A 20,937-nucleotide genomic window follows, 5' to 3' on the forward strand; every position below is an offset into this window, starting at 1 on the left:
ATCTGTCGCACCTTGAGCATCTATCCCGAGCTCGGTCCAGCTCCGTGCTACATTCGTATCACTACACCTCCCACGCCTCTCCTGGATGCGCACTTGGGAGGTTTTTCTTTCGCAGCTCGAGGAGCCACCGATGTCCCGACAACCGCGGCCTCGTGGCTCTCTGATTTACGAAAAGCCGGCACTCAACCATGATGACCTGGTCGATCGAATGGCTGAGCGCGGGCTCGAGATCCCGGATCGCGAACGCGCCCTGCGGTACTTGCGTCACATCGGGTATTTCCGACTCTCGCCATACACGATCCCGTTTCAACAGGGCCAGCCCGACCATGCGTTCCGCGCGGGGGTTGGCTTCGATGACGTGCTGGATCTCTACGTCTTTGATCGGGCGCTCAGGCTGCTGGTGATGGATGCACTGGAACGCGTCGAAGTCGCCGTGCGCGCAGCGTTGACGGATCACATGTCCACGGCATACGAGAACCCTCACTGGTACGTCGACGGCACGCATTTCAGCAACCGGGAGAAGCACACGGGTCTCCTAGAGATCGTGCGACGCACCTCGAGGGACAGACTTACCGGAGCCCCGGAACCAGTGAGTGAGTCCTCCAGCGTTGCTTATCGTTCCGCTCTTGAGCACTATCTCCTCACATACGGGGAGCCTGAGCTGCCACCTTCCTGGCTGATGGTGGAGACTCTCACCCTGGGACAGCTGGACAACCTGATCAGCAACCTGAGCCGTCGTGCCGACCGGACCGCCATCGCCAGGCGTCTTGGCCTTAACGATCCGGTGCTGACGTCGTGGCTTCGCACGTACGTGCGGGTTCGGAATATCTGTGCCCACCACGGTCGACTCTGGAACGTGGGTATCGGTGTGTACCCCGCGATTCCAGCCGCGCGCGAGATCTCGTGGCTGAGGCGCGACACTTCACTTCCGGCACGCTCAGAGAAACGCCTCTACCCGGTGCTGGTGTCGCTCCAATCCGTGCTGGATGTGGTGTCGCCTCGGAGCACCTGGTCACGGCGACTTCATCAACTGCTCAGTACGCGGCCACCGATGAATCTCGCTGGCATGGGCATTCCTGCAGGCTGGGCGGAAGACGAGTTCTGGGCGAGACATTTGCGCTAGTCGGTGGTGCCGGCGCTGCACCGTATCGACGGTGGCGCGGTTCCTGGATAGCACTGAACATCGCATCCTTTACGGGCGTGTTCGCTCTTGCATGAAACTTCGCGGGAGCCGGAGGCCCTTTGCGCTCAGGGAGCGGGCGACTGAGCGACTCCACGTGATTCTTCGGCACCGGGATTGGCCCTGTGAGGGAGGAGCCCTTCGTCCCGCTGGCTCTCGCTCACGAACCGCGCCAGCGATGAGACGAAGGACATCCCTAGGCTGAACGCATGAACGACGTCGTCCTGGCCGCGGTGCTCGGCGTGCTCGGCGGGGTCGCGCTCACGGTGCTGCTGCTGCTCGCTCGCCGGTTCGCCCGGGGTGCCGCCGACCTCGGCAGCGATGCCGACCAGGGGGCGCTGCGGGCGCTGCACCAGGCGAGCCTCGCGGCCCCGCACCTGCGCGCGGGGCTCGCCGGGCCCGACGTGGTCAAGGCGGCCCGGCACCTGCGGGTGCTGCTCGGCAGCGCGGCCGTGGCGATCGTGAGCGCCGACGACACGGTGTCCTTCGACGGGGCGTCGGACGGGCTGGAGTCCGCCGCGCTGCGCATCGCCGAGCGGGTGCGGGCGAGCGGCCGTCGCCAGGTGTTCCCCGCGCCGTCGAAGACCGACGACCTGGAGGCGGTCGGTGCACCGATCCTCGTCGACGGGCGCGCGGTCGGCGTGATCGTCGCGTTCGCCGCCCCGGTGCGCGCGGCGCTCGTGCGCGCGGCCGAGGAGGTGGCGGACTGGTGTGCCGCGCAGGTCGAGCTCGGCGGGCTCGACGCCTCCCGCGCGCAACTGGCCGAGGCCGAGCTGCGGTCGCTGCGCGCGCAGATCTCCCCGCACTTCATCTACAACGCCCTCACCGCGATCGCGTCGTTCATCACGACCGACCCCGACCGTGCCCGCGACCTCGTGCTCGAGTTCGCCGACTTCACGCGCTACTCGTTCCGGCGGCAGGGCGAGTTCACCACGCTCGCGGACGAGCTCGGCAGCATCCACTCGTATCTGGAGCTGGAGCGGGCCCGCTTCGGCGACCGGCTGCGCGTCACCCTGCAGATCGCCCCGGAGACCCTCGCCACGGTCATCCCGTTCCTGTCGGTGCAGCCGCTGGTGGAGAACGCGGTGCGGCACGGGCTCGAGCCCGGCGAGGGCGGCGGGGAGATCCGCATCGCCTCGCGCGACGACGGCACGCACACCGAGATCACGGTGGAGGACGACGGCGTCGGCATGGATCCGGACGGACTGCGGTCGCTGCTCACGGCACGCGAGGACGGCGGCCACGTCGGCCTCCGCAACGTCGACACGCGACTGCGTCAGCTGTACGGCAGCACCGGCGGACTGGTCGTGGAGACCAACACGGGCGCGGGTACCCTGGTGCGCATGCGAGTCCCGAAATCGCAGCCCCTGCACGACCCGGACGACGACTGAGGAGCCCGGATGATCGACGTCCTCGTCGCCGACGACGAGCAGCCCGCCCTCGACGAGCTGGTGCACCTGCTGCGCGCCGACCCGCGCATCGGGGAGGTGCTCACGGCGTCGAGCGGGGCCGATGCGCTGCGGCAGCTGTCGCAGCGGGCCGTGCGCATCGCGTTCCTCGACATCCACATGCCCGGTCTGCTCGGCACCGACCTGGCTCGCGCGCTGCTCGGCCTGGCGGAGCCCCCGGCGGTCGTGTTCGTCACCGCCGACGAGGCCCGTGCGGTCGAGGCGTTCGAGCTGCGCGCGGTCGACTACCTCCTCAAGCCGGTGCGGCGGGAGCGGCTGCGCAGCGCGATCGACCGCGTGCACGAGGCCGCCGACGCGACCAGAGGCGACGACGAGGTGCTGTCGGTCACGGTGGGCTCGAGCGTGCGGTTCGTGCGCCGCAGCGAGGTGCGGTGGGTGCGGGCGCAGGGCGACTACGCGCGACTGCACACCGACGACGACACCCCGGGTCACCTGGTGCGCATCCCGATCTCGGAGCTGGAGGCGCGGTGGGGAGAGGCGGGGTTCCTGCGCATCCATCGCTCGACGCTCGTGCGCACGGCCGCCGTGACCGAGGCGCGGTTGTCCGGCCCGGAGCCCGCCCTGGTCGTGGGGCGCACGGTGCTCCCGGTGAGCCGTCGCCTCGTGCCCGCCGTGCGCGAGGCGCTCGTGCGCGGTGAGGGTCCGGCATGACCGAGTCGCCGAAGCGCGTGCGGGTCACGGCCGACCTTCCGGTGCGAGGACCGGCGGCCCTCACGCGCGGCATCGCCCTGCCCGGTGCACCCGTGGACGAGGCGGAGGCCGTGTATGCGCGGGCCCTCCGGCGCAGTCAGCTGCGGCTCGCGCTCGGGACGATCGCCGGGTTCGTGGTGGTCGTGGTGGCGATGGCCCTCGCGATCGCCCTGGTGCCGGAGATCGACCGCGTGGTGCTGTGGGGGCTGCCGCTGTCGTGGCTGCTGCAGGCGTTCGCGTTCTACCCGGTGATCCTCGTGTTCGCGGTGCTGTATCTGCGCACGGCCGTCCGCAACGAGCGCCGCTACCGGGCGCTGCGGGACCGCGAATGAACGCGCTGCTCGACCTGCTGGGCGTGGCGCTGGTGGTGATCGCCACGCTCCTGATCGGCGTGTACGGCCTGCGGGTGTCGCGCACCACGAGCGACTTCTTCGTGGCGTCGCGCACCGTGCGGCCGGTGTGGAACGCCTCCGCCATCAGCGGCGAGTACCTGTCGGCCGGCACGTTCCTCGGACTCTCCGGGCTCGTGCTGCTCGACGGTGCGCGCGGTTTCTGGTTCCCGATCGGCTACGCGGCCGGCTACCTGCTGGTGCTGGTGTTCGTGGCGGCGCCGCTGCGGCGGAGCGGGGCGTACACGATCCCGGACTTCGTGGAGGCGCGGCTCGGGTCGGCCTCTGCGCGGCGCGTCACGAGCCTCGCGGTGCTGGTGATCGGGTGGCTGTACATCGTGCCGCAGCTGCACGGTGCGGGCATCACGCTGGTCGTGGTGGCGGGGATGCCCGAGTGGGTCGGTGCCGTGACGGTGGCGGTGCTGGTGGCGGCGGCGGTCGCGGCGGGCGGCATGCGTGCGATCACGTTCGTGCAGGCGTTCCAGTACTGGCTCAAGCTGACGGCGCTGCTCGTGCCGTTAGTGTGCATCGCGTTCGCCCTCGGCGGCGGCCCGCACGAGTTCGACCCGGCGCTGGTGTTCCCGAGCGAGGCGGGGCCGTCGGGCTTCGACGCGTACGAGTCGGCGTCGCTGCTGCTTGCGCTGCTGTTGGGCACGATGGGCCTGCCGCACGTGCTGGTGCGGTTCTACACCAGCCCGACCGGGGCCTCGGCGCGGCGCACGACCGTGATCGTGATCGCGATGGTCAGCGCCTTCTACGCGGTGTCGAGCGGCATGGGGCTGCTGGCCCGCATCGCCGCGCCCGACCTCGCGGTGCCGGGCGTGGCCGACACGGTCGTGCTGCAGTTGCCGTCGCGCGTGTTCCCGGGTCTTGCGGGCGAACTGCTCACGGCGCTCATCGTGTCGGGTGCCTTCGCGGCGTTCCTGGCGACCTCGGCCGGGCTGGTCGTGTCGCTCGCCGGTGTGATCAGCCAGGACGTGTTCTCCGGTTCGGTCCGGTCGTTCCGTCTCTCGGCGGTGCTGTGCGCGCTGGTGCCGCTGGCCGTGGCGCTGCTGACCGTGCCGGCCGGTCTCGTCGCGAGCGTCGGCGTGGTGTTCGTCGTGGCGGCGTCGACGCTGTCTCCCGTGGTGCTGCTGGGCGTGTGGTGGCGCGGGCTCACGGCGCGCGGTGCCGTGGCGGGCATGGTGTCAGGCGGTGTCGCCACCGGGCTCGCGCTGCTCGTGCACGCCGTGATCGACGGGGTCGGGGTCGCGGCGCCCTACCTGGCGCAGCCCGCGGCCTGGACCATCCCGCTGGCGACGGCCGTGACCGTGGCGGTGTCGCTGCTCGATCCGCGGGGCCCGTCGCCGCGCACCGAGCGGTTCCTCGCCCGCGTGCACACGCCGGAGCGCGCCTGAGCCCCCTCGGACCCGCAGCGCGCGGTTCGAGCGCGACTCAGAGCGTGCGGCTGCGGGGCAGGAGCCGCACGGGCGGCAGGGGCGGGGCGGGGATGCGCACGTCGTGCCCCTCGACCACCCCGAACCGCGGCGACGCGGCTTCCCAGTCTTCGCGGGCGGCGGCGATCTCGTCGTGCGTGCGACCGGCGAAGTTCCACCACATGACGATGTCCGACTCGAACGGCTCCCCGCCGAGCAGGAACAGCAGTGCGCCCTCGGTGCTGGTGACCTCGACCTCCGTGCGGGAGTCGCCGAGGTACACCATGGCGTTGCGCTCCATGGCGTGATCGGCCAGCGCGGCATCGCCCTCCACGAGCAGCAGGGCGTGCTCCCACTCGGGGCGCAGCGGCAGACGCACGACCGCGCCGGCGGGCACCGCGACCTCGGCGCCCACGATCGGGGTGTGCACCGTGGCGGGGGAGCGGACACCGGCGAACTCCCCCAGCACGACCGTCGCGGTGGCCGCAGCGCCTTCGTCGGCGCGGAGCGTCACGGTGGGCAAATCGGTGTGGCGCTCGAAGCCGCCCTCGCCGTGGCGGGCCGATTCGGGCAGCACGACCCAGAACTGCAGGGCGTCGAGCGGGATCGGGTCGTCGCCGATGGAGTACTCGGAATGGGAGATGCCATTGCCCGCGGTCATCAGGTTGAGCTGTCCGCGGCGCAGGTCGGCGTCGCTGCCGAGAGAGTCGCGGTGGCGGATCTCGCCGACGAGCGGCCAGGTGACCGTCTGGAGTCCGATGTGCGGGTGGGGCTCGACCCGCATGCGGGTATCGGCGGGGCCGAAGCGGTCGAGGAAGCACCAGGCGCCGATGGTCGGGAGGTTGCGGTGGGGGAGCACGCGCAGCACGTTCATGCCGCGCACGCCCCCGAGCGGCACGTCGCGCGGCTCCAGGACGATGCGGCGCTGCCCGATCATTCCGCCCGTCCGGTGGGGTCGTCCTCGGCGTCGGACCCGGCGGCGCCCGACTCTTTCTGCACGGCGGCGTCCTGTGCGGCGCTGCCCTGCACCTCGCCGGGGCGCTGGGGCCAGCGGATCTCGGCGCCGGGCACCTCGTGCGTCTGCAGGTACTTCGCGATGTAGGGGCACAGCGGCACGATCGCGTCGCCGCGGCCCGCGGCGTCGGCCAGGGCGGCGGAGGCGAGCTTCCCGGCCAGGCCCTGTCCCTGGAACGCGGGATCGATCTCGGTGTGGATGAAACGGATGGCGCCCGGCCGCAGCTGGAATTCGGCGAATCCGGCGAGCACGTCGTCGGAGCGGATCTCGTAGCGGGAGGCCTCGTCGTTGCGCGTGACGGTGATGTCGGTCATCGGATGCTCCTTCGGGGTGTGGGTCCAACCTATCCCCGGCCGCGGACGGCGGGGCGGTGGAGTCGGGAGCGCGGGAGACCCCGCGGCCGGTGGAGGCGGCCGCGGGGTCTCGGGCGTGCGGAGCGTCGATGTCGCTTCTGCGCCGGGCGTCGCTACTCCGAGGGGGTCGGCGTATCGCGTACGTCTGCGGAGCGGTCGGGGCTGGAGGCGTGCGAGGGGGAGCTTTCCGGCGAGGAGTGAGGCGACGACCCGCTCGACGAGGAGAGCCACGGCACGTCGACGGGCGAGGAGGCCGATGACGATCCGTCGGGCGAGAACAGGGGTGAGGGCGTGTTCTCGGCCGAGCGTTCCGGCGTGGGCGGGAGGGGCGAGCTTCCCTGGGCGGAGGGCACCGAGTAGCCGCCGGGAGAGGAGGGTGCGGATGGAGTGCCTGGCGTGGACGGCGGAGAGATGTCCTCGACACCGGACGGCACGTACCGCTCTCGGGCGGGCTGCGGCGATCCACCGGGGGTGGAGGGCCGGGAGCTCTCCGGGGAGGAAGGGAGAACGAACTCGCTGGGTGAGGCGGGAACGGAATCGGTCCGCGGTGAAGAGGGGAGCGACACGTCTCCCAGCGACAGCCGGGGCGAGTTGCCCGGGGTGGACGGCGCGTTCCCTTCGCTGTCCGACCCCGCGGCGGTTCGCTTGGGGGCAGGGAGGGAGTCGTCGTCGGGCGCCGGTCGCTTCGAGGTGGACGGCTGCGGGTCGGCGGGGTTCTGCCCGGCGGACGGCTCGCCCGTGCCCCCGCCCTTCAGGCCACCGGCGGCGGGATCGGTCTGCACGCTCTGGTCCTGCGTGGCGACGCCCGCGGCACCGTCGGGTGCGTCCGCTCGCGGGGTGCTCGGCTGCGGGGCCGATTCCTGCGTTCCGGACGCCGCGGTGCGCGGGGTCTGGGTCTGGGTGGCCGAGTCGGTGGTCGTCGACTCGGGTGCCTTCCCCGCGGCGGCGGGGAGTTCGTGGATGGACAGCTGGCCGCTGCCGTCCGAGGTGAGCGCGTAGCTGCTGCCATCGTCTCCCCGGACGAGGGTGTTGCCGTTGCCCGCTTCGACGTAGTCGTACGTGATGGGCTTCCCGGATGCCGTGGCGTCGGGAAGCAGCGGCCTGCCGGACACCTCGTTGCGGAAGGGCGTGCGGGGATGCTGCGGATCGGCGGCGGTCTTCTGTGCGAAGTCGGCGAGCTTCGCGGGCACCTGATCGGCGGAGTACGTGTCGAAGACGGCGACGGGAGCGCTGCCGGTGCCGGTGGCGGACGCGGCACTCGCCTCGTCGTACTTCGCCCCGACCTCGTCCAGCGTCTGCCGCAGCGCGCGGACGTCGCCACCCGCCTGTTCGTACGCGCGCACTTCCTTGCTCGTACGGAGGAATCGGTCGATCTGGGGAGCGAGTTTCACGCCCGTGCGCACGAGCGCCTCCGGGCCGATGAACCCGGCGAAGGCGTTCAGCAGAGGCTTGATGTCCTCGGACACCGGCAGTGCCCGCACGCCCTCGCTCAGGCCGAGAGTGAGGGCACCGTCGACGACGCGATCGACGGTGGCATTTCGCGCCATTTCGTCGGCCGAGGGATAGGACTCATATCCGGGTTCGCAGGATTCTTCACCGGCATAGCTGGTGCAATGGTCGGCGCGCTCTTTCTCCGTTGTCCATTTGGCGGGCGTATAACTGATGGGCTTTCCATCCCACGACTGCGTCTTCCAGGCGAGGTATTGCTGCTGCTGGCGCTGGAGAAGCTGCACCGATCTGGGCTGGCTGGGCGCGTCACCCGCGGTCTCGACGGGGCGGCCTCCCGACGGCGGCTCCGGTGCGGGCTTCCGGGCGGCGCTGTCCGTGGTGCCGAAGATGTTGCCGTAGATGTTGCCGTAGCCGTAAGGGGAGATGCCGCCGTTGCCGTCGGCTGCGGCGGGGGAGGAGATGGCGATCGCGCAGGCCGCGGCCACGAGGCCGGTGGTCGCCGACAGCTTCATCGAGTGGGCCGCTCGCGCGGAGCGTTGTCTGTCATCGTTTCGCATCATTGTTCATCGTTCTTTCGCATTGTCATTTCCGTGTGCGTCGACATGCGGCGGGGCGCCCGGCGAAATCGCCATTGTGTGCGGGGGGAAATGCGCGCGGCCACCGCGGTCGGCGCGTGTGCGAATGTCACGCTATGAATGTCGAATAGGCATGGCAATATGCCGAATCGGCACGGAGCGGCGATTGCAGGAATGTCACAAACGGCAATTCGCCGGTGACCACAATGCGAAAGGGTGCGAGCGCGGCCCGCGACCGGTGTCGCACGGGGTCGTTACGCTGGAGGCATGCCGCAGACTCCCCGTGACCCGTACGAGGATCTGCCCTACGCCGACGAGCCCTGGGGAGACGGCTGGGAGCCGTCCGAGCCGCCGGAGCCGATGGACTGGGAGCCGCAGGGCGCGGGCTTCGAGCCGCCGCTCGACTGGGGCCCCGGACCCGCCACGTCGGTCACGGCCACGCGCACTTCCGCCGCCCCGGCCGTCCGCCGGGCGACGCCCAGCCGCTATCGCACCGCGCGCGAGGCGCTGCACACGGTGTTCGGCTACGACGACTTCCGCGGCGATCAGGCCGCCATCGTGGAGCAGGTGATCGGCGGCGGCGACGCGGTCGTGCTCATGCCGACCGGCGGCGGCAAGAGCATCACGTACCAGGTGCCCGCGCTCGTGCGGGAGGGAACGGGCCTGGTGATCAGCCCGCTCATCGCGCTCATGCACGACCAGGTCGACGCGCTGCGGGGGAACGGCGTGCAGGCCGCGTACCTCAACTCCACGCAGTCGATCGAGGAGCGCCGCGAGGTGGAGCGCGCGTACGTCGCCGGCGAGCTCGATCTGCTCTACGTCGCGCCGGAGCGCCTGTCCGCCCCGCAGACCACGACCCTCCTGCAGCGCGGAACCCTGAGCGTGATCGCGATCGACGAGGCGCACTGCGTGTCGCAGTGGGGCCATGACTTCCGGCCCGACTACCTCGCGCTCGGCGACCTGGGCGAGCGTTTCCCCGGCGTGCCGCGCATGGCGCTGACCGCCACGGCCACGCGGGCCACGCACAAGGAGCTCACCGAGCGCCTGCACCTCGACCACGCGCAGCACTTCGTCGCGAGCTTCGACCGGCCCAACATCCAGTACCGCATCGTGCCGAAGGTCGATCCGCGCAAGCAGCTGGTGCAGTTCATCCGCTCGCAGCCCGAGGGCGCGGCGGGCATCGTGTACGCGCTGAGCCGCAAGTCGGTCGAGCAGACGGCGACCTATCTCGCCGCGCAGGGGCTCGACGCGCTGCCGTACCACGCGGGGCTCCCCGCGGAGGTGCGGTCGGCGAACCAGTCGCGCTTCCTCCGGGAAGACGGGGTGGTGATGGTGGCGACCATCGCGTTCGGCATGGGCATCGACAAGCCGGACGTGCGGTTCGTGGCCCACATCGACCTGCCGAAGTCGGTCGAGGGGTACTACCAGGAGACGGGCCGCGCCGGCCGTGACGGCGAGCCGTCGGTGGCGTGGATGGCGTACGGCCTGGGCGACGTGGTGCAGCAGCGCCGCCTGATCGACCAGAGCCCCGGCGACCGCACGTTCAAGATGCGCATGGGCCAGCACCTCGACGCGATGCTGGCGCTGTGCGAGACGGTCGAGTGCCGTCGGCAGAACCTCCTCGGCTACTTCGGGCAGGAGTCGCAGCCGTGCGGCAACTGCGACACGTGCCTCGACGACACCGCGACGTTCGACGGCCTGATCCCGGCGCAGAAGCTGCTGTCGACGATCGTGCGGCTCAAGCGCGAGCGCAATCAGGCGTTCGGCGCCGGGCACCTGATCGACATCCTCCGTGGCGCGTCCACCGAGCGCATCCGCCAGCAGGGGCACGAGAAGCTCGCCACGTACGGCATCGGCAACGACCTGTCCGACCAGGACTGGCGGAGCGTCGTGCGGCAGCTGCTCGCCCGCGGCATCCTCGTGGCGCAGGGCGACTACGGCACGCTGGCGCCGGGGGAGGCCGCGGCCGGGGTGCTGCGCGGGGAGACCGCGGTGCCGCTGCGAAAGGACACGATCGGCCGCGCGACCTCGCCGTCGCGGGCGCGTAAGGCCAGTGCTGCCGACGCGCTCGACGCGGGCGACCGTGAGCTGTTCGAGGCGCTGCGGGCCTGGCGTGCCGAGACCGCGCGGGAGCAGGGGGTGCCGGCGTACATCGTGTTCGGCGACGCCACCCTGCGCGCGCTCGCCGAGCACCGCCCAGCGTCGCACGCCGACCTCGAGGGGATCACCGGCATCGGGGCGAAGAAGCGCGAGGCCTACGGCGACGGCGTGCTGGCGGTCATCGCCGCGTCCTGAGCCCGGGCTGTCGCGAGCCGACAAGCCGGGCCGGGCACGACCCCCGGGGCGCTTGGAGGAAGCGGACAGCGGAGTTCTCCCGGGTTTGTGGCAGACCTACCATGGAGGCACCGTCACTTCTCCCGAGGAGGAACCCCCATGGTCGACGCTGCCGTCCGTCCTTCCACCGCCCCCGACGAGCCCCGTCGCGAGACGGAAGCTCCCCGTATCGATGTCGCCGCCGTCAACGACGCCCTGATGGGCACGTGGGCCGACGTGCGCCGCGAGGCGCGCGAGATGATCAAGGACCCGGCGTTCTGGCGTCAGGACGAGCTCGGCAAGGACGAGCACCGCGAACGCGTGCTCAGCCAGCTGCACCTGCTGGTGGAGAACAAGGCCGTGCACCGCGCGTTCCCGAAGCGCTTCGGCGGCGAGGAGAACAACGGCGGCAACATCGCCGGGTTCGAGGAGCTCGTCGCGGCCGACCCCAGCCTGCAGATCAAGTCGGGCGTGCAGTGGGGTCTGTTCGGCTCGGCGATCCTCCAGCTCGGCACGAAGGAGCACCACGACAAGTGGCTGCCCGGCGTGATGGACCTGTCGATCCCCGGCGCGTTCGCGATGACCGAGATCGGCCACGGCTCCGACGTCGCGGCCGTGGGCACCACGGCCACCTACGACCCGGAGACGGAGGAGTTCGTCATCCACACGCCGTTCCGCGGCGCGACCAAGGAGTACCTCGGCAATGCCGCGCTGCACGGCGTCGCGGCGACCGTGTTCGCGCAGCTCATCACGAACGGCGTCAATCACGGCGTGCACTGCTTCTACGTGCCCCTGCGCGGCGAGGACGGCGTGGATCTTCCCGGGATCGGCCGCGAGGACGACGGCCTCAAGGGCGGCCTCAACGGCATCGACAACGGCCGGCTGTCGTTCGACCAGGTGCGCATCCCGCGCACGAACCTGCTGAACCGCTACGGGGACGTGGCCGCCGACGGCACGTACTCCAGTGCCATCGACAGCCCCGGCCGCCGGTTCTTCACGATGCTCGGCACGCTCGTGCAGGGACGGGTGTCGCTCGACGGCGCCTCGTCGTGGGCGTCCGCGCTCGGACTGTACATCGCGGTCACGTACGCCACGCAGCGCCGCCAGTTCGACGGGGCGGACGGCCAGGAGGTCGTGCTGCTCGACTACGGCAAGCACCAGCGCCGGCTGCTGCCGCGCCTGGCGACCACGTACGCGCAGATCTTCGCGCACGACGAGTTCCTCCAGAAGTTCGACGGCGTGTTCTCCGGGCGCACCGACACCCCGGCCGACCGCGAAGACCTGGAGACCCTGGCCGCGGCGCTCAAGCCGCTGTCGACGTGGCACGCGCTGGACACGCTGCAGGAGGCCCGTGAGGCGTGCGGCGGTGCCGGGTTCATGTTCGAGAACCGTCTGGTGGGGCTGCGGGCCGACCTCGACATCTACGTCACGTTCGAGGGCGACAACAACGTGCTGCTCCAGCTCGTCGGCAAGCGGCTGCTGACCGACTATGCCAAGCAGTTCCAGGGCAAGGACGCGGCGGCGCTCGCCCGGTACGCGGTGGGCATGACCGCCGGCAAGGTCTTCCACGGCGCGGGGCTGCGTCAGCTCGGACAGGCCGTGAGCGACTTCGGTCAGGTGGCGCGGTCGGTGGAGCGCGGGCTGCGCGAGGAGCAGCAGCACGACCTGCTCGCCGGGCGCGTGCAGCAGATGGTCGCCGACATCGCCGGGCGCCTGCGCGCCGCGGGCAAGGACAAGGTGCGCGGTGCCGAGCTGTTCAACCAGAACCAGACCGAGCTGATCGAGGCCGCCAGGGCGCACGGCGAGCTGCTGCAGTGGGAGGCGTTCACCGATGCGGTGCACGGCATCGACGACCCGGAGACCAAGAAGGTGCTCACGTGGCTGCGGGACCTGTTCGGCCTGCAGCTGATCGAGAAGCACCTGGCGTGGCACCTCATCCACGGGCGGCTGTCGACGCAGCGCGCCGCGGCGGTGTCGAGCTACATCGACCGGCTGTGCGCTCGCCTGCGTCCGCACGCCCTCGACCTGGTGAACGCGTTCGGCTACGAGCCCGAGCACGTGCGGGCGCCGATCGCGAGCGGCGCGGAGAAGAAGCGTCAGGACGAGGCCCGCGCCTACTACGCGGCGCTCGCGGCGTCCGGCGAGGCCCCGGTGCAGGAGAAGGCGCTCAAGAAGCAGAAGCGCTGACCCGGTTTCCCCTCGGGGGCGGATAGTCTCGGCGGGTACCGACCCGAGGAGCACCATGTCGTCCGTCATCGCCTACGCCGCCCCCGCCGAAGCCGCCCCGCTTGAGAAGACCGTGATCGAGCGGCGTGCGCTGGGTCCGCACGACGTGCTGATCGACATCGCGTTCGCGGGCATCTGCCACTCCGACATCCACACCGTCCGCGGTGACTGGGGTCCGCAGCAGTACCCGCTCGCGCCGGGGCACGAGATCACCGGCACGGTCGCTGCCGTGGGGTCGGAGGTCACGCGGCACGGCGTGGGCGACCGCGTCGGCGTGGGCTGCCTGGTGAACTCGTGCCGCGAGTGCGCCCCCTGCCTGCGCGGCGAGGAGCAGTACTGCGCCAGGGGTGCGGTCGGCACGTACGGCGCGGTGGACCGCGACGGTTCGATCACGCAGGGCGGCTATTCCGAGCAGGTGGTGGTGACGGAGGACTTCGTGCTGCGCATCCCCGACGCGCTGCCGCTGGATGCCGCGGCGCCGCTGCTGTGCGCCGGCATCACCACGTACTCGCCGCTGCGGCACTGGAACGTCGGCCCCGGCACGCGCGTCGCGGTGGTGGGTCTCGGCGGCCTCGGGCACATGGGCGTGCAGATCGCGCATGCCCTGGGTGCGGAGGTGACCGTGCTGTCGCAGACCCTGTCGAAGAAGGACGAGGGGCTGCGGCTCGGCGCCGATCGCTACCTCGCCACCGGCGACCGCGAGACGTTCCGCGAGCTGCGCGGCTCGTTCGACGTGATCCTCAACACCGTCAGCGCTCCGATCGACCTGCGCGCGTACCTGGGGCTGCTCGACGTGAACGGCACGTTGGTGTGCGTGGGTGCGCCCCCGGAGCCGCTGGCGCTGAACACGGGCTCGCTGATCGCGGGGCGGCGGTCGATCGCCGGGTCGAACATCGGCGGGATCGCGGAGACGCAGGAGATGCTCGACTTCTGCGCCGAGCACGGCATCACGGCGCAGATCGAGGTGATCCCGGCGTCGGCGATCAACGAGGCGTACGAGCGGGTGCTCGCGTCGGACGTGCGCTTCCGCTTCGTGATCGACGCCGCGACCTTCGCCGACTGACGTCGGTGGCCGCCGGTAGCGTCGAGCCATGACCTCTCTCCTCACGGGCCCGGACGCCCGCGCCCGCTGCGCCTGGGTGGGCGACGACCCCGAGTACCGCCGCTACCACGACGAGGAGTGGGGCACGCCGCTGCACGGCGACCGGGCGCTGTTCGAGAAGATGGCCCTGGAGGGGTTCCAGGCCGGGCTGTCGTGGATCACCATCCTGCGCAAGCGACCGCGGTTCCGCGAGGTGTTCGCGGGGTTCGAGCCGGAGGCGGTGGCCGCGTTCGACGAGGCCGACGTCGAGCGCCTCCTGGCCGACCCCAGCATCGTGCGCAACCGCGCCAAGATCGAGGCGACGATCGGCAATGCCCGCGTCGTCCGCACGATGGCGGAGGGGGAGCTCGACGCGCTCATGTGGTCGTTCGCGCCCGGGGCGACGCGGGCCCGCCCGTCGTCGTTCGCGGAGGTGCCGGCGGTCACGGCGGAGTCGACCGCGCTGAGCAAGGAGCTGCGGCGTCGCGGCTTCCGGTTCGTCGGGCCGACGACGATGTACGCGCTGATGCAGTCGGCGGGCATGGTCGACGACCACATCGCGGGGTGCTGGCGCGCATAGCACGGGCGGCGTGGGGAGATCTCCCCATCGAGGGATATTCTGCGACGTGGTTAGGATGTAGCAGTGTTCCGCGGGCCGTCGTGCCGCGGTTGGAGTCCGTGTGAGACGACCCTGGGGGGGAACCGGGTATGAAGGCGCTGTCGTGGATGCGAGCGCGACCCAAGACGCTGGCGTCCGCCGCGGGCGTCACCGTGGGTGTGATCGCCCTCACCACGATGGCCTTCACGTATGAGGGCTTCCCCACCACCAAGGTCGACCTGAACGACGGCGGCGTGTGGATCACCAAGACGTCGAGCCTGCTCGTCGGGCACTTCAACCACGAGTCGACGATCCTCGACGGCGGACTGCGCACCACCGGCGAGGACTACGACATCCTGCAGGACGCCTCGAACGTGCTGGTGGTGGACGAGAGCGCGTCCACCGTGACCGCGGTCGATCCGGCGCGCGTCTCGCTCGGCGACTCCACCCTCATCCCGTCGACCGCCAAGGTGGCGCTGGGCGCGAACACGGCCGCGATCCTCGACCAGGACTCGGGCGACCTGTGGGTCGTGCCGGTGAAGGCCATCAACGCGTTCGAGATCGAGGCCGCGGAGCCCGTGGTGGAGCTCGGCGACGACGCCGACGTCACCGTGGCGCAGGACGGCACCGTGTTCGGCCTGTCGGGCGAACGCGGCGAGGTCGTCACGGTCCCCGTCGACCCCGAGGGTGCGCCGCTCGACCCGTCCGCCGCCTCCGTGGGAGAGCTCGACCTGTCCGAGCGCCCGTCGATCACGGCGGTCGGCCGCACCCCGGTGGTGCTCGACGCGGCGGCCGGTGTCGTGACAAGCCCCGGCGGTTTCCGCACCGAGGTGCCGGAGGCGGCCGACGCCGTGCTGCAGCACGCCTCCGCCGAGACCGACGCGGTCGCCCTGGCCACGCCGTCGGCGCTCGTGCGGGTGCCGTTCGACGGCGGCGAGCCGGTCGAGACCTCGGCCGGTGCCGACGGCACCGCCGCGGCGCCGGTGTGGCTGCGCGGCTGCACCTATGGCGCGTGGGCGGGGTCGGCCACGTTCATCCGCGAGTGCCCCGGTGACGCGAACGACGTCAACGCCCCGATCGACGGCGCGGAGGACTCCTCGAGCCTCACGTTCCGCGTGAACCGCGACGTGATCATCCTCAACGACGCGGTCGGCGGGGCCGCGTGGCTGGCGAACGAGAGCCTGCAGCGCGTCGACAACTGGAACGACCTCACGCCGCCCGAGGGCGAGACCGAGAACCAGGACGACTCCACGGAGGAGACGGTCGAGACCACGCTGCCGGAGCGCAGTGAGGAGAACACCCCGCCGATCGCGGAGGACGACTCGTACGGCGTGCGGCCAGGCGCGACGACGCTGCTGCCGGTGCTCGACAACGACAACGACCCGGACGGCGACGTGCTCGTGGCCGCGCTCGCCGAAGCCCAGCCGTCGATCGGCACGGTGCAGCCCATCAACAACGGCGGGGCCCTGCAGATCGCGGTCGACGAGAAGGCGTCGGGAACCGCGAGCTTCACGTACGAGGTCGACGACGGCCGCAAGGGCAAGGACACCGCTGTCGTCACCCTGACCGTGCGCGACTGGAGCGAGAACGCCGCTCCCGAGCCCAAGCGCAAGACCTCGCTGGCGGTCGAGACCGGCGGCACCATCTCGTACAACATCCTCCCCGACTGGATCGACCCCGACGGCGACGACATCTACCTGAAGGAGGTCGTGCCGGCGCCGGGCGACGAGGTGGACTTCAGTCGCGACGGGCAGATGACGTACAAGGCCACGGCGAGCCTCCAGGGCCGGAAAGACGTGATGGTCACGGTCGCCGACGCGAGCGGGGAGTCCACGTCCGCCACGATCGCGCTCGACGTGCGGCCGCAGGGCTCGACCAATCCCAAGACCAACGCCGACCACGTGGTGACCCGCGCGGGGGAGCAGATCACGGTCGCCCCGCTCACGAACGACACCAGCACGAGCCGTGAGCAGCTGCGCCTGAGCCGCGTGCTCGACACCGCGGGCGCCACCATCCAGCCCGACTTCCCCAACAAGACCTTCACGTTCCTGGCCGAGGCGCCGGGCGTGTACTACGTGCAGTACCAGGTGACGACCGGGCCGAAGAACGGCGAAGGGCTCGTGCGCGTCGACGTGATGCCGGAGTCGGAGACCGACCTGCCGCCGGTCGCGGTGCGCGACGTCGCCCTGCTGCCCACGGGCGGCGACGTGCTGCTGGGCGTGCTCAACAACGACACCGATCCCGCGGGCGGCATCCTCGTGGTGCAGTCCGTGACCATGGACCCCAGCACGGGAATCTCGGTGTCGGTGCTGAACCACGAGACCCTGCGCATCACCGACCAGGGGGCGCTCGACGAGCCGGTGCGCATCGGCTACCGGATCTCGAACGGCTCGAAGTCGGCCGACGGCGAGGTCGTGGTCATCCCGATCCCCGCGCCGGACGAGATCCTGCCGCCGATCGCGAACCCCGACACCGCGACCGTCCGAGTGGGCGACGTCGTAACGATCCCGGTGCTCGACAACGACTCGCACCCCAGCGACGACGTGATGCACGTCGAGCCGGAGCTGGTGGAGACGGTCGACCCGGAGGACGGCGAGGCGTTCGTCTCACAGGACGAGGTGCGCTTCAAGGCCGGGCCCGAGGCGAAGACCGTGTACCTCACGTATGAGGTCTCCGACTCGCGCCAGCAGAAGGCCGCCGGCTACGTCACGATCCAGATCCTCCCGGTGGACGAAGAGAAGAACGCCGCCCCGCGCCCGCAGGATCTCACGGCCCGGGCGCTCGCCGGCAGCGAGGTGAACATCGCGGTGCCGCTGGACGGCATCGACGCGGATGGCGACTCGGTCGAGCTGCTCGGCATCGACTCCAGCCCGAGCAAGGGCCGCATCACCACGGTCGGACCGAACTACTTCACCTACGAGGCGGGCTCCGACTCGGCGGGCGTCGACACGTTCACCTACCGGGTGCGCGACCGGCTGGGCAAGGAGGGCGTCGCCACCATCCGGGTGGGCGTCGCGCCGGCCGAGCAGATCAACCAGCCGCCGTACGCCGTGAAGGACGCCGTGGTCGTGCGACCCGGCCGCGAGATCGCGGTGCCTGTGCTCGCGAACGACTCCGACCCCGAGGGCGACAAGCTCTCGCTCGTGAAGGACGGGCTCGAGGTGCCGGAGGGCCTGGAGGGCCGCGTCTCCGGCGACCGCGTGATCGTGAAGGTGCCCGACCGCGAGATGGAGACCTCGCTGCAGTACACCGTGAGCGACGCCCGGGGCGCCACGGCCACCGCGACCCTGCAGATCACGGTCGACGAGGACGTGCCGCTGCAGGCACCCGTCGCCCGCGACGACCGGCTCCAGCCCTCCGACCTGAAGGACGGCGGACTCTCGGCCGACCTGGAGATCCTCAAGAACGACGAGGACCCGGACGGCACGAAGGACCGGCTCGACGTGGAGGTGGGTGCGGGCGGCACGCTGCTCGACAACGGCAAGGTGCGCGTCACCGTGACCGACGAGCTGCAGCTGATCCGCTACACACTGACCGACCCGGACGGCCTGCAGGCCTCCGCGTTCATCTTCGTGCCGTCGCGCGACGGCCTGCGACCGACCCTCACCTCCACCAAGCCGGTCGAGGTCGTGAGCGGCGAGACCAAGGACCTGCCGCTGTCGGAGTACGTGACGGTCGCGGGCGGCGGCGAGGTGCGCATCACCGAGAAGGCGAAGATCAGCGCCAACAACGCCGACGGCTCCGATCTGCTGAAGGACGCGAGCACGCTCGTCTACACCTCGGCCCCGGGCTACTTCGGCCCGGATGCGCTGACGTTCGAGGTGACCGACGGCGACGGCCCGGACGACCCGGAGGGGCGCAAGGCCACGCTGAGCATCCCGATCAACGTGCTGCCGCCGGAGAACCAGCAGCCCACGTTCGTCGGCGGGCAGGTGAACGTCGCCCCGGGCGAGGACGCGTCGCCGCTCGACCTCGCCGCGCTCACCGACGACCCCGACCCCGAGGACGAGGGCAAGCACGAGTACTCGCTCGTCGGCGGCGAGGGCAAGGGCATCACGGCGCGCGTCGACGGCGACAAGCTGCTGGTCGAGGCGTCGTCGAACGCCAAGAAGGGCACCAGCGCGTCGCTCACGATCCGGGTGTCGGACGGCGAGACAGAGCCGATCGAGGGCACGGTCACCGCGACCGTCACCGCCTCCACCCGGGCGATGCCTGCGGCCAACACCGACACGATCTCCGAGGCCGACGCCGGGAAGACCATCACGGTGCCGGCGCTCGCGAACGACTTCAACCCGTTCCCGGAGACCCCGCTGAAGATCGTCGGCGCGGTGACCGAGTCGGGCCGCGGCGAGACCTCGTTCACGGAGGACGAGGTGCGCGTGACCCCGGCGGAGGGCTTCGTCGGCACGCTCGTGGTGCGCTACCGCGTGCAGGACGCCACGGAGGACGTGGACCGCGAGGTGAACGGCCAGATCGTGGTGACCGTGCAGGACGTGCCGGCGGCTCCGGGCGTCCCGGTCGTGACCAGCGTGCAGGACCGCACCGTGGTGGTGTCGTACTCGGCGCCGTCGAACAACGGTGCCGAGATCACGAAGTACACCGTGAAGTCGGTCGGCGGCAGCGCCTACTCGAAGGAGTGCGCCTCCACCACGTGCACGCTCGACGGTCTGACCAACAACGTCGAGTACACGTTCCAGGTGACCGCGACCAACCGCGTCGGCGAGTCCGAGCCGTCCGGGGTGTCCGAGGTCGCGCGTCCCGACGCCCGTCCCGACACCCCGAACCCGCCGACCCTCGTGTTCGGCGACAAGTCGCTCAAGGTCGCGTGGGCGACCCCGACCACGCCCGGCTCCCCGGTCGAGCGATACACGCTCGAGATCTCGCCCGCGCCGCCCTCCGGCATCACGCAGAAGGAGGCCACGGGCAACTCGCTCACGTGGGAGGGGCTGGAGAACGGCTCGAACTACCAGGTGCGCGTGCAGGCCCACAACCGTGCGCCGGACCCGTCGAGCTGGAGCGGCTGGTCGGCCTCCGAGATCCCGGCGGGGCCCCCGCTCGCGGCGGGTGCCCCCAGCACCAAGGAGCTCGAGCCGGTAGACGGTCAGGCGCAGATGCTGGTGAGCTGGAACCCGCCGGACAAGAACGGCGACGCGATCCGCGGCTACGAGTTGCAGGTGCTGTCGGGTGGCAGGACGATCCGCACCCTGACGCCCGGCGCGCAGGCGAACAGCCAGGCCGTGACCGTGCCCACCTCGGAGTCCGCCTACACGTACCGCATCCGCGCCTACAACAAGGCCGGCTGGGGCGACTGGAGCGCGGAGTCGGCGCCGCGCCGCGGGGTGATCGCGCCCGGTGCGCCGACCAGCCTCACGGTGACGGCCGAGCTCGACAGGGCGCTCGACATCTCCTACCGCCAGGGCTCGCGCAACGGCGCCAAGGAGACCGAGGTCACGTACCAGTACCGGCTCAACGGCGGCGGCTGGAACAACCTCTCCGGCACCCGCATCGGCGGCCTCAACAACGGCCAGAACTACCGCATCGAGGTGCGGGCGGTCGCGACCGTGGACGGTGTCACCTACGCCGGGGCCGTGTCGAACTCCGCCACCGGCAACCCCTACGGCGCGCCGCGCCAACCGGCCGTGGACGCGATCGGTCGCGCGACCCAGGTGGAGCTGCGGTGGGACGCCAGCGGCTCCCCGAACGGCCGCGACATCAAGGTCGTGCAGATCAGCATCGACGGCGGCGGCTGGGAGAACGTGGGCATCTCGGGCTCGCGCACGGTCGGCAACGGCTACAACGAGGGCCACAGCATCCGCGTGCGCGCGCAGGACGCCGCGAACCAGTGGACGCCGGAGAACTCCGCGTCGGCTCGCTCCGGTCCACCGCCCGCGCCTCGCGCCTGGGTCAGCCGGGGCACCCCCGTCAACAACAGCCAGTGCAGCGACGGCACGTGCGCGAAGTTCGTCGTGAACACGCAGAACTTCCCGGCCGGCACCTACCAGGTGTGGTGCAACAGCAACGCGCCGCTCGGCGGCACCCGCTTCGCCGGCGGGGCCAGCTGGAGCATCCCGGCCAACGGCGCCATCGAGATCGGCTGCTACCACGGCTCCGGTGGCCGCGGCTACGAGGTGTGGGTCACGATCGGCGGCACCGACTACGAACGACGACCCTGGTGACGGGCATC

13 protein-coding genes are annotated in these 20,937 nt (G+C 71.1%); 10 read left to right on the forward strand and 3 right to left on the reverse strand.

The features are described from left to right. The first annotated feature begins 130 nt into the window (after positions 1–130). The 5 genes from KE274_RS02470 to KE274_RS02490 all read left to right on the forward strand — a co-directional run bounded on the left by KE274_RS02470 (position 131) and on the right by KE274_RS02490 (position 5,125). Positions 131–1,123, forward strand: a complete 993-nt coding sequence (locus KE274_RS02470; protein WP_211540951.1) for an Abi family protein — start codon at positions 131–133, stop codon at positions 1,121–1,123. 266 nt (positions 1,124–1,389) lie between these two features. Beyond that, positions 1,390–2,571 (forward strand): sensor histidine kinase, encoded by a 1,182-nt coding sequence (locus tag KE274_RS02475; protein WP_211540952.1) that lies wholly within the window; start codon positions 1,390–1,392, stop codon positions 2,569–2,571. A 9-nt stretch (positions 2,572–2,580) separates the two neighbouring features. Next, a complete protein-coding gene (locus KE274_RS02480; RefSeq protein ID WP_211540954.1) occupies positions 2,581–3,300 on the forward strand; it encodes a LytR/AlgR family response regulator transcription factor in 720 nt (239 codons plus the stop codon). Beyond that, positions 3,297–3,671 carry a heavy metal transporter gene (locus KE274_RS02485; RefSeq protein ID WP_211540956.1) on the forward strand — a complete coding sequence of 125 codons (375 nt, stop codon included), beginning with the start codon at positions 3,297–3,299 and terminating at the stop codon, positions 3,669–3,671. Before KE274_RS02480 ends, KE274_RS02485 begins: the two co-directional genes overlap by 4 nt. Then, the gene (locus tag KE274_RS02490; protein ID WP_211540957.1) at positions 3,668–5,125 is read left to right on the forward strand and encodes a sodium/solute symporter; all 1,458 of its coding nucleotides are present in this window, start codon (positions 3,668–3,670) and stop codon (positions 5,123–5,125) included. The genes KE274_RS02485 and KE274_RS02490 overlap by 4 nt, the downstream gene beginning before the upstream one ends. A gap of 37 nt (positions 5,126–5,162) precedes the next feature. Here KE274_RS02490 and KE274_RS02495 read toward each other — a convergent pair whose 3' ends face one another. The 3 genes from KE274_RS02495 to KE274_RS02505 all read right to left on the reverse strand — a co-directional run bounded on the left by KE274_RS02495 (position 5,163) and on the right by KE274_RS02505 (position 8,520). Continuing rightward, a complete protein-coding gene (locus KE274_RS02495) occupies positions 5,163–6,080 on the reverse strand; it encodes a pirin family protein (protein ID WP_211540958.1) in 918 nt (305 codons plus the stop codon). Next, positions 6,077–6,472 carry a GNAT family N-acetyltransferase gene (locus tag KE274_RS02500; protein ID WP_211540959.1) on the reverse strand — a complete coding sequence of 132 codons (396 nt, stop codon included), beginning with the start codon at positions 6,470–6,472 and terminating at the stop codon, positions 6,077–6,079. The genes KE274_RS02495 and KE274_RS02500 overlap by 4 nt, the downstream gene beginning before the upstream one ends. Before the next feature lie 152 nt (positions 6,473–6,624). Further along, positions 6,625–8,520, reverse strand: coding sequence for a hypothetical protein (locus KE274_RS02505; protein ID WP_211540960.1), 1,896 nt, complete (start codon positions 8,518–8,520; stop codon positions 6,625–6,627). A 282-nt stretch (positions 8,521–8,802) separates the two neighbouring features. Between KE274_RS02505 and recQ the strand changes: the two genes are divergently transcribed. The 5 genes from recQ to KE274_RS02530 all read left to right on the forward strand — a co-directional run bounded on the left by recQ (position 8,803) and on the right by KE274_RS02530 (position 20,929). Next, positions 8,803–10,830: a DNA helicase RecQ gene (gene recQ / locus KE274_RS02510; protein ID WP_211540961.1), complete on the forward strand. Its 2,028-nt coding sequence runs from the start codon at positions 8,803–8,805 to the stop codon at positions 10,828–10,830. A 138-nt stretch (positions 10,831–10,968) separates the two neighbouring features. Next, positions 10,969–13,035, forward strand: a complete 2,067-nt coding sequence (locus KE274_RS02515) for an acyl-CoA dehydrogenase family protein (protein WP_211540962.1) — start codon at positions 10,969–10,971, stop codon at positions 13,033–13,035. A gap of 55 nt (positions 13,036–13,090) precedes the next feature. Further along, positions 13,091–14,137 (forward strand): NAD(P)-dependent alcohol dehydrogenase, encoded by a 1,047-nt coding sequence (locus KE274_RS02520; RefSeq protein WP_211540963.1) that lies wholly within the window; start codon positions 13,091–13,093, stop codon positions 14,135–14,137. 28 nt (positions 14,138–14,165) lie between these two features. Further along, positions 14,166–14,735 (forward strand): DNA-3-methyladenine glycosylase I, encoded by a 570-nt coding sequence (locus KE274_RS02525; protein ID WP_211540964.1) that lies wholly within the window; start codon positions 14,166–14,168, stop codon positions 14,733–14,735. A 146-nt stretch (positions 14,736–14,881) separates the two neighbouring features. Next, on the forward strand, positions 14,882–20,929 hold the full coding sequence (locus KE274_RS02530; protein WP_249185821.1) for an Ig-like domain-containing protein: 6,048 nt from the start codon (positions 14,882–14,884) through the stop codon (positions 20,927–20,929). Positions 20,930–20,937: the final 8 nt, after the last annotated feature.

The organism is Microbacterium paraoxydans (assembly GCF_018224615.1).
In the GTDB taxonomy this organism is placed as follows: Bacteria; Actinomycetota; Actinomycetes; order Actinomycetales; family Microbacteriaceae; genus Microbacterium; species Microbacterium paraoxydans_B.

What these genes read in the sequence shown, in the direction of transcription:
- KE274_RS02490 (WP_211540957.1), top strand. Translation starts at nt 3,668, where the DNA reads ATGAACGCGCTGCTCGACCTGCTGGGCGTGGCGCTGGTGGTGATCGCC.
- KE274_RS02530 (WP_249185821.1), top strand. Translation starts at nt 14,882, where the DNA reads ATGCGAGCGCGACCCAAGACGCTGGCGTCCGCCGCGGGCGTCACCGTG.
- KE274_RS02485 (WP_211540956.1), top strand. Translation starts at nt 3,297, where the DNA reads ATGACCGAGTCGCCGAAGCGCGTGCGGGTCACGGCCGACCTTCCGGTG.
- KE274_RS02470 (WP_211540951.1), top strand. Translation starts at nt 131, where the DNA reads ATGTCCCGACAACCGCGGCCTCGTGGCTCTCTGATTTACGAAAAGCCG.
- KE274_RS02520 (WP_211540963.1), top strand. Translation starts at nt 13,091, where the DNA reads ATGTCGTCCGTCATCGCCTACGCCGCCCCCGCCGAAGCCGCCCCGCTT.
- KE274_RS02480 (WP_211540954.1), top strand. Translation starts at nt 2,581, where the DNA reads ATGATCGACGTCCTCGTCGCCGACGACGAGCAGCCCGCCCTCGACGAG.
- KE274_RS02475 (WP_211540952.1), top strand. Translation starts at nt 1,390, where the DNA reads ATGAACGACGTCGTCCTGGCCGCGGTGCTCGGCGTGCTCGGCGGGGTC.
- KE274_RS02500 (WP_211540959.1), bottom strand. Translation starts at nt 6,472, where the DNA reads ATGACCGACATCACCGTCACGCGCAACGACGAGGCCTCCCGCTACGAG.
- KE274_RS02505 (WP_211540960.1), bottom strand. Translation starts at nt 8,520, where the DNA reads ATGATGCGAAACGATGACAGACAACGCTCCGCGCGAGCGGCCCACTCG.
- KE274_RS02525 (WP_211540964.1), top strand. Translation starts at nt 14,166, where the DNA reads ATGACCTCTCTCCTCACGGGCCCGGACGCCCGCGCCCGCTGCGCCTGG.
- KE274_RS02515 (WP_211540962.1), top strand. Translation starts at nt 10,969, where the DNA reads ATGGTCGACGCTGCCGTCCGTCCTTCCACCGCCCCCGACGAGCCCCGT.
- KE274_RS02495 (WP_211540958.1), bottom strand. Translation starts at nt 6,080, where the DNA reads ATGATCGGGCAGCGCCGCATCGTCCTGGAGCCGCGCGACGTGCCGCTC.
- recQ (WP_211540961.1), top strand. Translation starts at nt 8,803, where the DNA reads ATGCCGCAGACTCCCCGTGACCCGTACGAGGATCTGCCCTACGCCGAC.